Origin of the sequence: Paraburkholderia sp. RL17-368-BIF-A (genome assembly GCF_046054045.1) — a bacterium.
GTDB classification, from domain to species: Bacteria; Pseudomonadota; Gammaproteobacteria; order Burkholderiales; family Burkholderiaceae; genus Paraburkholderia; species Paraburkholderia graminis.
Window position 1 is genome coordinate 135,383 of sequence record NZ_JARESN010000006.1, and the last position, 12,837, is coordinate 148,219.

General features: G+C 59.4%; 15 protein-coding genes and 3 pseudogenes. 14 read left to right on the plus strand and 4 right to left on the minus strand.

Annotated features, from left to right (window positions below; all coding sequences use genetic code 11):
• Positions 1–617: 617 nt before the first annotated feature.
• A complete protein-coding gene (locus tag P0D87_RS12755; protein WP_149029254.1) occupies positions 618–812 on the plus strand; it encodes a hypothetical protein in 195 nt (64 codons plus the stop codon).
• 65 nt (positions 813–877) lie between these two features.
• Positions 878–1,948 carry a tetratricopeptide repeat-containing glycosyltransferase gene (locus P0D87_RS12760; protein WP_006051651.1) on the plus strand — a complete coding sequence of 357 codons (1,071 nt, stop codon included), beginning with the start codon at positions 878–880 and terminating at the stop codon, positions 1,946–1,948.
• A 52-nt stretch (positions 1,949–2,000) separates the two neighbouring features.
• On the opposite strand, the gene P0D87_RS12765 is transcribed toward P0D87_RS12760, so the two are convergent.
• A complete protein-coding gene (locus P0D87_RS12765; RefSeq protein ID WP_053860448.1) occupies positions 2,001–3,203 on the minus strand; it encodes a phage tail protein in 1,203 nt (400 codons plus the stop codon).
• A gap of 1,054 nt (positions 3,204–4,257) precedes the next feature.
• On the opposite strand from P0D87_RS12765, the gene P0D87_RS12770 reads away from it, so the two are divergent.
• The 3 genes from P0D87_RS12770 (at position 4,258) to P0D87_RS12780 (ending at position 5,341) form a co-directional block, all read left to right on the plus strand.
• Positions 4,258–4,566 carry a type II toxin-antitoxin system RelB/DinJ family antitoxin gene (locus P0D87_RS12770; RefSeq protein ID WP_006051649.1) on the plus strand — a complete coding sequence of 103 codons (309 nt, stop codon included), beginning with the start codon at positions 4,258–4,260 and terminating at the stop codon, positions 4,564–4,566.
• On the plus strand, positions 4,563–4,853 hold the full coding sequence (locus P0D87_RS12775; RefSeq protein WP_006051648.1) for a type II toxin-antitoxin system RelE/ParE family toxin: 291 nt from the start codon (positions 4,563–4,565) through the stop codon (positions 4,851–4,853). Before P0D87_RS12770 ends, P0D87_RS12775 begins: the two co-directional genes overlap by 4 nt.
• A gap of 233 nt (positions 4,854–5,086) precedes the next feature.
• Complete coding sequence (locus tag P0D87_RS12780) at positions 5,087–5,341, plus strand: hypothetical protein (protein WP_053860449.1); 255 nt, start codon at positions 5,087–5,089, stop codon at positions 5,339–5,341.
• Positions 5,342–5,749: 408 nt separating this feature from the next.
• Here P0D87_RS12780 and P0D87_RS12785 read toward each other — a convergent pair whose 3' ends face one another.
• Entirely contained in the window at positions 5,750–5,947 is a 198-nt protein-coding gene (locus P0D87_RS12785) for a hypothetical protein (RefSeq protein WP_006051646.1), read from the minus strand.
• A 205-nt stretch (positions 5,948–6,152) separates the two neighbouring features.
• Here P0D87_RS12785 and P0D87_RS12790 point away from each other — a divergent pair, with 205 nt between their 5' ends.
• The 4 genes from P0D87_RS12790 to P0D87_RS12805 all read left to right on the plus strand — a co-directional run bounded on the left by P0D87_RS12790 (position 6,153) and on the right by P0D87_RS12805 (position 7,834).
• Entirely contained in the window at positions 6,153–6,371 is a 219-nt protein-coding gene (locus tag P0D87_RS12790) for a ribbon-helix-helix protein, CopG family (protein ID WP_006051645.1), read from the plus strand.
• On the plus strand, positions 6,365–6,730 hold the full coding sequence (locus P0D87_RS12795) for a type II toxin-antitoxin system VapC family toxin (RefSeq protein ID WP_053860450.1): 366 nt from the start codon (positions 6,365–6,367) through the stop codon (positions 6,728–6,730). Before P0D87_RS12790 ends, P0D87_RS12795 begins: the two co-directional genes overlap by 7 nt.
• Positions 6,731–7,131: 401 nt before the next feature.
• Complete coding sequence (locus tag P0D87_RS12800; protein ID WP_149029255.1) at positions 7,132–7,356, plus strand: hypothetical protein; 225 nt, start codon at positions 7,132–7,134, stop codon at positions 7,354–7,356.
• Positions 7,357–7,372: 16 nt separating this feature from the next.
• A complete protein-coding gene (locus P0D87_RS12805; RefSeq protein WP_053860452.1) occupies positions 7,373–7,834 on the plus strand; it encodes a hypothetical protein in 462 nt (153 codons plus the stop codon).
• Between the two features lie 10 nt (positions 7,835–7,844).
• Here P0D87_RS12805 and P0D87_RS12810 read toward each other — a convergent pair.
• Positions 7,845–8,006: pseudogene (locus P0D87_RS12810) on the minus strand (VapC toxin family PIN domain ribonuclease); the annotation flags it as partial.
• A complete protein-coding gene (locus tag P0D87_RS12815; RefSeq protein WP_006051641.1) occupies positions 8,003–8,209 on the minus strand; it encodes a type II toxin-antitoxin system VapB family antitoxin in 207 nt (68 codons plus the stop codon). The gene P0D87_RS12815 and the pseudogene P0D87_RS12810, both read right to left, overlap by 4 nt.
• Positions 8,210–8,414: 205 nt before the next feature.
• On the opposite strand from P0D87_RS12815, the pseudogene P0D87_RS12820 reads away from it, so the two are divergent.
• The 5 genes and pseudogenes from P0D87_RS12820 to P0D87_RS12840 all read left to right on the plus strand — a co-directional run.
• Positions 8,415–8,556 (plus strand): annotated as a pseudogene (locus P0D87_RS12820) (transposase); the annotation flags it as partial.
• A gap of 338 nt (positions 8,557–8,894) precedes the next feature.
• On the plus strand, positions 8,895–9,140 hold the full coding sequence (locus tag P0D87_RS12825; protein WP_082367211.1) for a helix-turn-helix transcriptional regulator: 246 nt from the start codon (positions 8,895–8,897) through the stop codon (positions 9,138–9,140).
• A gap of 785 nt (positions 9,141–9,925) precedes the next feature.
• A pseudogene (locus P0D87_RS12830) lies at positions 9,926–10,150 on the plus strand (hypothetical protein); the annotation flags it as partial.
• A 182-nt stretch (positions 10,151–10,332) separates the two neighbouring features.
• Positions 10,333–11,490 carry a GGDEF domain-containing protein gene (locus tag P0D87_RS12835; RefSeq protein WP_408636841.1) on the plus strand — a complete coding sequence of 386 codons (1,158 nt, stop codon included), beginning with the start codon at positions 10,333–10,335 and terminating at the stop codon, positions 11,488–11,490.
• A 250-nt stretch (positions 11,491–11,740) separates the two neighbouring features.
• Positions 11,741–12,544: a transglutaminase-like domain-containing protein gene (locus P0D87_RS12840; protein ID WP_053860454.1), complete on the plus strand. Its 804-nt coding sequence runs from the start codon at positions 11,741–11,743 to the stop codon at positions 12,542–12,544.
• Positions 12,545–12,837: the final 293 nt, after the last annotated feature.

The following is a 12,837-nucleotide window of genomic DNA, read 5'->3' on the forward strand; positions in this document are numbered from 1 at the left end:
CTTGATATGCAACTTGGGGCGACACGCGGCGTGATCGAGCGGAACAGGTCTTCGCCAGCAGAAACAACAACGCGACGTTCGACAACGGGACAGAGCGTCATCAACTGCCGATATATGCCGACTTCTATTTCCTTGCCAACACGACTCAGCCTACGCGTGGTCGGCCGCCCCCCGACCCGTTTGAGTCACTCAGTTAACATGGGCGACGGTCTGCTGCTTCACCGATCTGAGACATTCCGGTCTGGTAGCTCGTTGGACCTTTTCAGATGGGCCTTAGAGCGATCTCTTCGAGCAAATGAAGCGGGGACTCCGTATAAACTGAACGTCGTATCCTGCAATGGATAGCGCCGCGCTGATCGCTGCCGCACTTGGCAGGTGATCGTCGACGACGAGTAGCCTGCGCCACCCGGTGGCCGGCTGCGGGGCAGCGTGCGAGGCGTCCAGCGGACGCCGCGTGGGAACAGTGCCATAGGGTGGGCGGCGACAATTATCTTGGCCGGCGCATTGACTCAAATTATTTGTTACCGAGCCGTTGTTGTTGCCTCATGTAATTTGCTACCGTCCCGACGGCTGGCGGGGGCGACTTATGGTGAGGTGACTCAGCATGGAGACACGACGTGAAATTGATTGAAGCAGTCGGTGAGCGATACGGACAGTCGGGCATGCGGACCTATCTTAAACTCACACGTCTGAACGGCAGAGAAATATTTATCAGTATTGTGACGGTCAACGGCTCCCCCTCTTTATCACGGGCGCATCCTGCCGTTCAGAATAATATGCGCACGCTGGAAAATGAGCGTCGACGCTCGTAGTTCTTTTTAGGAATGTATACGCGGCGCTGAACAGATGACACCGTCCACGCGACCATGGGAAATAGATGAAGAAAATCTGCTTGAGCATGATTGTGAAGAACGAGGCGCCAGTCATCGAAAGGTGCCTCACAAGCGTCAAACCATGGATCGATCATTGGGTAATCATCGATACAGGCTCTTCAGACGGTACGCAAGACATTATTCGGCACTGTATGGCGGGCATTTCAGGGGCATTGCATGAGCGAGTCTGGCGGGATTTCGCGCACAACCGCAACGAAGCGCTGACACTCGCCAGGCCGCACGGCGACTACCTGTTCTTCATCGACGCCGACGAAACCCTGCAGATGGAGGCAGGTTTCGCATGGCAGCAGCTTGAAGCGGACGGTTACCAGTTCCGCTGCCAGCTCGACGAATGGCAATACCTGCGCAATGCACTTGTCGCGGCGCATCAACCCTGGCGCTGGGAAGGCGTATTGCACGAGTACCTGACTCAGGAGTCGCCTCATTCCTGGCAGATTCTGCCGGGCGCGACGATTGTCGTGTCTCGCGACGGTGCCCGTGCTCGCGATACCAACACCTATCTGCGCGACATCGAAGTGCTGGAAAAAGCGGCACGCAACGAGCCTGATAACCCTCGCTATCGGTTTTACCTCGCTCAGAGCTACCGGGATGCTGGCCGGCTGGAGGATAGCATTCGCGTGTACCGCGAGCGGTGTGGAATGGAAGGATGGGATGAAGAGCGCTGGTTCGCGCTCTTTCAGATCGCATCCCTAACTGAACTCAGTGGCGCAAATCCGAACGAAGTTCGCGAGGCGTACCTCGCGGCATACCAAGCTCGTCCGCATCGCGCTGAGCCACTCAGCCGACTCGCGGCGTATCACCGGCTGCGCGGTGAGTTCGCGTTGGCGCATCTGTTCGCACGGCAGGCGGCTGCGATCGCGCGTCCTACGGACACGCTGTTCGTCGACGAATCGGTCTACGCCTGGCGAGCTCTGGACGAGCTGGTGGTGAGCGCGTATTACGTCGGTGCTATCGAGCAGGGGCGTATCGCGCTGCAGCGGCTCCTGCGCGAACAGAAATTCCCGCAGGAGCATCGTCAACGCATCGAGGGAAACCGGCAATATTTCGGGCTGTAGAGGCTACCTTGCCGGCCAGCCTGTGCCTCGATTACGCCCCATCCAGGCTGCTTCAGCTACGCGACGGGTAGGTACCGTCATTGCAGATCATGTAGGTCAGGCCGTTCGGCGTGACTGACGCCAGGTTGGGCAGCGCAAAGGTTGTTACGCCGTCTCCACCGAAGGCAGTTCCCAACAGGCTGAAAAGCGCTGGGTTCTGCGAGATGCTGAGAAGCTGGCCATTTGCAGGCACCCCCACGCCGACGGCGGCCGCCGTCAGCCAGACAGTACCGAGCGTGCAGGTGTCGCCCGTTCCCGGGGCAGCATTGCCCGGATTACCGAGTCCCGGAACCGAACCTGTGGCTCCCTGTGCTCCCGTGGCGCCGGTAGCACCGGTAGCACCCGTGGCTCCGGTCGGGCCGGTCGCGCCGGTCGGCCCCGTTGCTCCGGGTGCGCCCTGGGTGCCTTGCGCGCCGGTCGCGCCCGTCGGCCCCATTGCGCCCACCGCACCGGTGGCACCGGTCGGCCCCGTAGCGCCCGTCGCGCCGTTGGAACCCGCTGCACCGGTGGCGCCCGTTGCACCGGTGGCGCCCGTTGCACCGGTCGCGCCGGTCGCCCCCGTCGCGCCGGTGACTCCAACCGGCCCAACATTGCCGCTCACAAGTTGCTGGGTAATCGTGGTCAGAGTACTGTTGGTGGCAGCGAGCCGTGCGCTCAGCAACTCCAGTCCGTCGTCGTATGCATTGCCGGAAACCGCCTGAAACTGCTGATTCATGAGATCGATTGCATTGACATTCACACCGAGCTTAGCCAGCAATAGCCCGGTTTGCGCAACTGCGATGGCAAGCCGACCGCTGGCCGCACTCGCCGACGCAGCGGAGAACCCATTGAAGAACGTTTCTGTGTCGGAATTCGCCGCGGCGCCTGCCGTGACGAGTTCGGTGAACGGCGTCACGTTAATAGTTCCCGGCGAAGCAGCATAGGAATGCAGGACCAATCCCGACGAAGCCGAAACGCGAATCACACACGGCAACGTTAATCCGGCAGTTGAAACCGACCACGAACCGTCCGCCGCGGTCTGGGTTGAGGCGTGCCCGGCAACGCAATTCAGCGACACCTGACCGTTGGCAATGGGCGCGCCTGTCGCCGCGGTACCTTTCATCGACGCCGGCACAATGCCCTGACTGGTTGCCGCAGAATCCGAACCGCCGCAGCCACTGAACAATGTCGACATCGCGATCGAAAGCAAAATCGCCGTACTTTTTTTCCCCTGCATTTTTATTCCTTTGATTCGATATATGCCGCTCTTTATCTCAAGCCCGGTGTTCTCCTGGATTCAAGAAACATCCACAGGCGATCTGCGTCGCCCGGGCGAAGGTCGATATTGGTCCTGGGGGACTTCCGGTTTTCGATACATTGTCAGTCAGCCAAAGTGAGCGGATGCCTCCGACCAGACGCGCAACCGAGCATTGTTATTAGCCATTTCTTACTTAGACTTTCGGTTCGCCGGGGCGAGAATAATCGTATTTCTCCGCTAATTCAACGGAAAAATCACGCCTTAAAAAAATTATTGGAGCGGTGAAGTCCCACGGCATTAAGACATCGTTGCGGACTCAATGAAGGTCTAAAATTGGACTCTGATGGCAAATTCGAGGATTTGTGACACTTCGCCCGGCTTTCGACGAAAGCGTGTCCGCGATATTTACTCAAGTTGAAAGACATCGACTGCTTGCGAGCGGCCGTTGCAGAGACGGCAACGGTCATCTAACTCCAACCTCTAATCGTCGCTTAGAGGCCGGTTTGCGACGAAGCCGCTCGAGGTCCGATCAAGTACCGTCCTGTTCCGCCGATGGCTTGCGCTGGGGGCGCCACCGGTTGCCGCATAGGCCGCAGCCGGTGGTTCGGTGTTTTCGGCCCGGGCGCGGCCATTGGCGTGCGGTGCGTTACAAGATCAGTTGCAGCCGGACCGGACAGTAGTAGCGGAATTAGTTGACGAGGCGCTGCGCCGTAAACCTTTGTGGGACCGGAGACTGGCAAGAATGCTGCGCCGCCCGATAGTAGTAACAAGTTCGCTTGCGCGAACGAGTCGCCAATTTGCGGCTGCCTGATCGAGCGCAGCTACCTGCAGCGCCTCGGCCGCCTTGCGTCGCAATGGGTCATCAGCGCGCCGGAGTCGGTCCCGATGGACCGCCCGATCAGGCTTAAATGGGTGGGCTGCGGAAAGTGTTGATCTGCTTGCTGGCCGTCCGGTCGCGGCTCACGATAGCGCGCGCATGTAATTCGAATGAATTACAATAGGGGGTCTAAGACTACGCGAAGGAGTAATCGTTATGGCTGCGACTGCATTGGTGCAAACACGCATCGACCCCGCGCTGAAAGAGCGCGCGGCTGCGGTGCTCGACAACATGGGACTGACTGTCTCGGATGCGGTGCGAATCCTGCTGACGCGCGTGGCGAACGAAGGTGCGTTGCCGTTCGCCTTCGCGACCGACCCGGCCGTGCATGACGCCTGGTTCCGTGCGAAAGTGCAGGAAGCATTGAACGACCCGCGGCCTGCTACCGCGGGGGATGAAGTCGAAGCTCATTTTGCGAAGCGGCGCGCTGCGGCCCTTCGGAAAGCTGGCGAGGGTGACGCGTGAGGCTTGAATGGGCTGCTTTCGCAGTAGAGAATCGCGACGCTATTTTTGATTACATCGAACAGGACAGTCCGTACGCGGCCGTCGTCGTCGATGATCGGATTCGTGTGCAGGTTAGGCAGCTACTGCAGTTTCCAGAGACTGGCCGCCCTAGGCGCATCGAAGGTACTCGCGAACTGGTTATAAGCCGGACACCATATATAGCCGCCTATCGGATCATGGGAGAAACCGTGCGCATCCTGCGGGTGTTGCACGGCGCGCAGTTATGGCCTGATGAGATGTTGGATTAGCCATGGACGCAGGGTGCAAGCCGGCGGACATTCGAGAGAAATCACCGGCTCCTTTGCGTGATGGCAAACTTCAGAAAAACGAGGCCCGAATTTGGCAACGTCGAGGCCTACGCCAGACGTCACCGACGCATCGTGCCCGTTCTGGGACGACGATACAGCTTTCGCTTCAGCAAGCCGAACGGGCGACCCCGTTGGGTTCATTGAAGCGGCTGGTCCATGGAAGCGCGTTCAATATGGAACTGCTCAGTACCCTCGTGCCTTCGTTGCCCGGGCTTGTCTGGGAGTTTCGAAAGTCCGTAGTGGCAGCGGGCTACGAACTTATCACCATCGCAGACGACATTGAAGTGGTGCTCTTAACCGCAGAAGAGCTCGGTTCGACTTTTGAACTGGAGGGGCGCTTGATGGGAATCGCTGCCCGAATCGTTGTCGCACTCGAGTACGGCGTCTCCCTATGCGACATCGCGGTTGTGGCCGAGTCATCGTCCTGACCTCGCGCCGCCCGGCGCGCTGTCTCGGCTCGCGGCAGGCCGTACTGCCGGCCTATTGCAGTTAAGCGCGATGCTCCCAGCCGCGACGGATGACCACGGGCGCAAGATGGACGGCGGCGGAGCAGGGCGGACGCGACGGGCTGCTCAGGGTTCAGGGGCGTCAGAAGGTCTGAGCGATTGTTCGTCGCCGACGCGTCTCGATGATCGGGCAGCGTCCGGGCGTGGCGGTAACTGACGGATGGGACCGCCGCCGCCATGCCGGCCGGCAGACGATGCTCACCGACAACTGAGAGAGTGCGCGGCGGGTTTTGCATCACCGCACTGCATGGCGACGAGCAGCGTCTGAGGGGGAGGGGCCGAGTTCGAGGCCATCATGCCCACGCGTGTCACCAACCGGCTCCGAACGTCCTACTTCAGCACGTCCGACTCTTTGTAGCAACGCATTGCCGCTTGCAGGGGTGTGGCGCCCATCCAGTGTTGCCCGTCGTCGGATTTGATACCGCCGCGAGTCACCTTGCCGACACAAGCGATAAATTGGTTTCCTAACGCTGCATCGGCAATCTCGCCGACGACAATTCCCACTTGTTCCAAGTCGTCCAAGGTCATTTTCATTCCTGCTGTGCCCAGATGCGCTCGCGGTCCGCGAACGGGAGGTTGGGGAGCCGCCGACGAAGCGCTCGCCGTCTTGGTCGCGTCGGGCCGATGGCTTCGACTAAAGGTAAGGCCAAAAATGCCGACATTACGGCGAAGCGCTCGCTTGCGGCTGGCTCGCAAATGATATATGATATGTATATCATGAAAGGAGGCGGCGATGAGTCGAATACTAATTGACCTACCTGATGCGCAAGTTGAAGAGTTGGCGGTCCTCGTGGAGACGGAGCAACGTCCCCGCGCCGCTGTCATCCGCGACGCGATCGAGGCCTATATCGCGCAACACAGGCGAGCACGCGGGGCCGACGTTTTCGGGCTATGGAAAAGCAAGAAAGTTGACGGTCTGGAATACCAACAGGAACTTCGCTCAGAATGGTAAGGGCGCTCTTTGACACGAACGTTCTAATCGACTACCTCAGCGGTGTTGGCGCGGCGAAGAAAGAAATTGGGCGCTATGAGTATCGTGCTATTAGCACGATCACCTGGATGGAGGTCCTTGTTGGGACAACATCCGAAGATGAGGTGGCTGTTCGCACGTGGCTCGGTTCGTTTGACGTGATTGCGCTCGACGCTGCGATCGCAAATCGGGCGGTTGAGATTCGCAAACAAAGGCGAATTCGACTGCCCGATGCCATCGTCTGGGCCTCCGCACAAGTGAATTCAATGCTGTTGGTTTCCCGCAATACGAAGGATTTTCCCGCGGACGAGCCCGGTGTACGTGTCCCGTACAAGATTTAGTGGAAAAGCAAACGTGCACGAATCGGAAAAGCTTGCTGGATCCGCGCGCTCCCGATACTTGGTTTTATAAAGCGGCGCGAACAGCCAGCGTGCGGCCCCCAACCCCATCTTCATTTGCGGCGCAATGTCAGTTCTTTTTCTGTCCGCGTGTGGCGACAACGACGGCCCGGCCGCGGCACAGACCACGGCGCAAGCAACCGCCGTACCGGCAAAAGCTAACGTCTTGCCCCATGATGTAGCCGCCGCTTGGGCTCAGGCCGCGAACAACCATCAGACCGCAGACGGTTCGACGGTTGCACAAGTTCTGGCCTATGCGCAGGCAAAACGGCCCGCGAAGTTCAAGTACCGGGCACCCGTGGGGCGACGACGATATTGGGGGAGGGCCCACTGGCCAACCCGAAGTGGTGGGCATTACCTACTGGATTGGGTCGAAACATGGCGAGGGCGAAAATTATGTCGATATTGGTTATGACATGACGCCGCAAGGACAAGTGATTGCGCCGACCGCAAAGGACACACCCGCGACGTTGGCACTCGAGGGTGGAAAACAATCGTTCCTGAAGTGGCTGGACCGAGCCTACGAGGAAGATTGCCGCGACTTGGAAACAAACAAACTCGCCTGCTAACGGATCGGAAAAGATAATGCCCGGTTGGCTTCAAGCACTTTTCGGCATAGTGACGCCAATAATTGTAGCGGCAGGCGTAGCCGTCGCTTTCCAGCAACGGCAGCTTGCTCATCGAAACTTGAAGCATGCCTTGTTTGACCGGCGATGGGCCGTATATGCGGCGACGAACGACGTTCTCGTTTCTCACATGAACTGGAGCGACGACGAACAAGAGGTACGACTAGCCGAATTCTTGAGGCGAAAGATGGACGCGCAGTTTTTGTTCGGCATAGCGCTGCGTCAGTACCTAGACTCGGTGCAGACGGCGGTGAACCAGTATTGCGCTGCTGTCCGTATCCACAAGCGCATTGGGCCATCGCCAGATAACGAGCGGCCTGCGGCGGAAGCAGCGGTGCTTTCCGCGTCCGACGCGCTGCGGATTCTGCACCATCGACTGGTCGAGCAGTTCCGGCCGAGCCTGGCACTCGATAAGACATAGGAAAAGCACACATGACGCGTGCCCGCTGCGCTGGCGGGGTACCGCAGGCGAGTTCAATGAGCACGAGCGGGTGGGTAAGCGCCTGATCGGTGGTGATCAGATGAACGAGAGTTTCGCTCCGTCGGCGGAAATGGTCTACCCACACAGAGGTATCGATCAGTACGTTGTTCACTTTCTGTCAGCCTTGGGGCGGCGCCGTGGGATGTCCGAGATGTCAGGGACAGTTCCGCCGAGCGCGGCGAGGCGTTTAGCAGCCTGGACGCGGACGAAAGTCTGCATCGCCGACCGGAACAGGCCGGCCTTGTCCGTCCCCGGGTCGGCAAGTTCCAAAGCTTCCTGATAGAGCGCGTCGTCGATTGTAACGGTGGTTCGCATAGCATTGCTCCGGTTTTGATGCGTTGATGCATCGATGCTAGCATCAACCCGCACTTGATCAACCAGATTTGGTCAACCAGGTTTCCTGCGGACGCTCATGGGCTGGTGGCGTCTGTCGGCGCAGGTTCATGGAGCGCGCCGCGCTGGCAGACCGATAAGCCTGCGATGTGCGAGCTTCGAATTCAGGAAGGGGGCGTGCTCTCCGAGGGATACCGGCCCAACCACGGACGGCGCGTTGCTCACCGGTATCGGTGCTGGGCACGACTTCAGAAACGGGCGGCAGGCGGCAAGCTGGACCGGACTTGCGCCCGGTTAGCAGCAGTGGCGGTAGGGCGCGGCTGCGCAGCCGTGGGCCCCAAGAGAGTGAGCTGGATGAGAAGCGCGACATGATTCAGGACCCGAGAGCCTGCTTGCTAGATACGCTTCACGGAACGATAAAAAAGAAAAATCAACGTCAGGAATTGTGCCGCTGGTGACTTTCAGCTCGGTCTGACTTTGCATAGGGCGCCGGGGGAACCCGTGAGAAAGCGCGTTGCACAATTGATGCACTGATAAACGCAATTCTGTTCTCCCAAGGAGATTTGCCCAACTCGATCCCATCCATTAAATTCGGAAAAAACGCGTTACTGAGAGCAGTGTCGTGCGGATAGGGTGTTAAGGACGACAGAAGAAGGTGGAAACGACGATGAAAATCTGTTTGTCTCTGAAAGAAGTGGCCGACTCGCTTTCCTTGTCGCCGGCGACTGTACAGAAGCTGGTTCGCGAGAAAAGCTTCCCTGAACCGCGGCTACTATCGGGCCGCAGAGTGGGATGGCTCGCACACGAGGTCCGGGAGTGGGCTGACGCTCGTCCGGTTTCTAACCTTCTGCCGCCGGAGAATACGGGCGCTGCAAGGCGGCAAATTCCCAAAGGCGAGCGGCCCGCTTCGTGAGCCATTCGCATCCTGGCGTCGTAGCAGTAGACATCGTCGCGGCTCGGATCGGGACGGTACGCAAACGCACCGATGCAAGACAAACCTGGAAAATGTAAGCGTTCCTGACGGCTGGTGGTGCTGAGGCCGACATGGGGCCGCCCAAATGTTGACATCGAAATTGCAGCCGACCTCTATATGATTGACGCTGGCGAGGTACAGCCTCTGCATCACAATTATTTAGCGTGTCGGCGCAAGAATTTGCCGCAATGATTTTTTTAACTGCGGCGTCTGCGGTGTTTCGAAAGCTCCCGCTTCGTTGGAGGGAAGCTTTCGGGGTTCGAGGCGTCGCATAGCTCCCGCAGGCTCTGCCGGACCGTACTGCAAGGTGGTGACGGGTATCGGTGACCGTGTTTCCACATGAGCGGTCCTCGCATGCTTCGCGTTCGCGATCGTTCAACCAGGCGCACCTCGATCCTCCGATCCAGCGTTCTCAAAGCTGACAATTGCCGTCTGGAATTCCCGGTATAGGTGACGGTATCGACCTCGCGTGAACCGGCGGAAAATCTGTGCCGTCTGGTCCCCCCATGGAATTGACAATCGAATGGAAGCGTGTGCAGCGCGCGCTAGGCAGTGACTGCTTTCTGGTCGAGCAGCTGCGATTCGGGCACTTTCGTTTTGTTTGTAGCAAAAAAGCGACACGAGCGTGTCAAACAGCTGCGATGTATTCTGGCGTAGGCTCTGGCGTAGGTTGGTCGGCAGAGGCCCGCCAGGCAAAGGCCACTTCACTACTTCGACGAGAACGAATAGGGCGGAGCTGCGAGTCCTACGCCGAGGGAAGAACGCCCTTCGATGCACGCGCCGCGGCCAGGCTGCCGGGCGGCGATCACATAAGCTTCGATGGATTCCCCGGACTGCGCTTGCAAGCGTCTACGAGCCGGAAATCGTGGACGTATCGCTAGAAGTGACCGGTTGATAGCCGCATGCGGCAAGTCGAGCCCGGTGAATGGCCAGCCATGTCGTTTGCCGGAGGGGCATGCAGAAGTCAACCGGAAGACGAACGGTTGTCTTCGCATCTGCACGTTCTCCCGACGGTTGCAGCGCCTTTAGAATGGGACCTCGCAACGCGAACTCGTAGGCACGTCGGTGTCGTAGCCGGCACCGGAGAACGAGCTAAATGTCCGTTCAGATAACGCCCAATCAACTCATTCAATTGATCATTCCAGGCATCACGGCCGTCTTTGCGTTCGGTTTTGCGTGTGCATGGTTCTATGATCGACGACTGCGTTATCTGCGCCTTCTTGCCGCTTCGTTTGCTGCTTTTGCACTCGGCTCCGCCGTGCAGATTTGCCACCTGCCGGATGAATGGCAATTGAACGCCCTTGTATCGGCAACGTTTTATGCGTTGAGCATTCAACTGTTAGCGGAAGGTGTGATGCGCAGGGCCGGGCTTCACCTGCGACTGGTGACGCATGCGTCGATGTTCGTGCTGGTGCTGGCCGGCATGTATTACTTCTCCTTCGTGACGCCGAACCTGCTGGTGCGTATCTACATTCTGAATTTCAGCGCCGGGCTGTTGATGTTGTTTACCGCGATCCGTTTCAGGAAACACTGCAATGGCCGCATCGTCAACCACGTTCTCCTCTGGGTGCTGCTGATCTTCGGCGTCAGTTTTTTTATCAGAACGTCGCTCACCACGATCCAACCCTTGCCGCATAGCACTGCGCCGTTCGCGCGAACCAAGTTCTGGGTCTTGCTACAGTTGTCGCTCGCCCTGATGGGCGCTGTCTTGGGGCTTGTGCTGCTGGCCGCGGCGATGTCGGACGTAATCGACCGGCTGACTCTCGAACGCGATCTCGATTCGCTCACCGAAACGTTGAATCGGCGCGCGTTTGAACGCCTGGCGGGCCGGCGCGTCGCGGACCGGCGAAGCTATCCGCTCACACTGATCGCTTTCGACATCGACAACTTCAAGTCCATCAATGACCGTTACGGGCATGCGGCCGGCGATGCGGTGCTGCGCCAGTTCGCCGCAATCCTGCGCGCCGCGGTGCGCGAGAAAGATGTGGTCGCGCGCATCGGCGGCGAGGAGTTCGTGCTTCTGCTGCCCGGTGCTGACGACAAATTCGCGTATGAGATCGCCGAGCGCTTACGCACTGTGCTGGAGTCTTCGCGCTTCGATGAGATCGAGGCTACGCTTCGCGTCACGACCAGTGCTGGCATCGCGCGGTATCGGCCTGGTGAGGACTTGAGGGCGCTGCTGGCGCGCGCCGATCAGCTGCTCTATGCAGCGAAGCGCGCGGGAAGGAATCGGGTGGTCGGAGAATCACCCGGTCAGACGCGGGACGCCCCCGAGCGCAATATGGTGTGATCGTCCGGCGTCTGGCAAAGACCGGCCACCGGGGGCATCCCGGCAGGCAAACATCCGGTTGGCCGCGGCGAGGTGGCGATAGGTCGCGATTCTTCATGAAATGCTGCCCAACCGGCAACACCGGCATGCGATTGTTTTTGATGCAGGGCGAAGCGCCCCGCATCGTGGGATGATGTTATTGCAGACATCCCCACCACTTTGGAATGCCTGCCGCAGCACCTCCCAACGATCAGTCAAACCAGGAGCTCCGATGAAGCTTCGCGTCGGATATGAGCTGTCGTTCGAGTGTCCAGGACCGACGCCGATGATGCTGATGTTGAACACGCATTCTTCGCATGCGAAGGATATTCTTGTGGCGGACGTGCTTGTTACCGATCCGCCGGTGCCGATCAGGCAGTATCGCGATGGCTACGGCAACCTGTGCAGCCGGATCGTCGCGCCCGCCGGCCGGATTGGACTGAGCACGACGGCGCTGCTGAACGTGCCGGAATCGATGGAAACGCGGCCTATCGACGGTCGGCGCGATCCGGTTGAACAGTTGCCCGACGAGACGCTGGTTTTCCTGCTGGGCAGCCGCTACTGCGAAACCGATCTGCTGGTCGATGTTGCGTGGAAAATCTTTGGGCAGTGTCCGCCGGGCCGCGAGACGGTTCTCGCAATCTGCGATTTCGTGCACCGACATATCCGGTTTGACTACGGACACGCGCGAGCGACCAAAACCGCAGTCGATGTGTACCGCGAACGCACAGGCGTCTGCCGGGACTTTGCGCATCTCGGCGTCACGCTATGCCGTGCGATGAATATTCCGGCGCGCTACTGCACCGGCTATATCAGCGACATTGGCCTGCCGCCGGTAGAGGCGCCGATGGATTTCGCGGGCTGGTTTCAGGCCTACGTGGGAGGTAGCTGGCAAACGTTCGACCCTCGCAACAACGCACCGCGCATTGGGCGCATTCTGATGGCATATGGTCGTGATGCGGCCGATGTGGCCATCAGCAATGCGTTCGGGCCCGCCATGCTGAGACACTTCAGGGTGCATTGTCACCAGGAATAGGCGTGTAACGGCGGACCGCGGAGCCGACGGGCCGACGCCCCTACGGTCTGCCGCAATGACGCGTGCCGTCCGAATCCGAAGGGCGGCTTCGACTTTCTGGTGCTCGGGCCAGAGCCATCTCGCGTGCTCGCCGGCTGCAGGCGGCGGGCCACACCTCACGCTCACGCGGTAGCCAGGCCGCCGTACCGGCTGCTGTTATTTCCCCCGGCAAACCCTTCGCCTCCGGTGGATAACGACGTCCCGCCCATCGCCTCTGGCCCGCTTTTTATGCGTTGCGCCCTCCGGCGAACCCG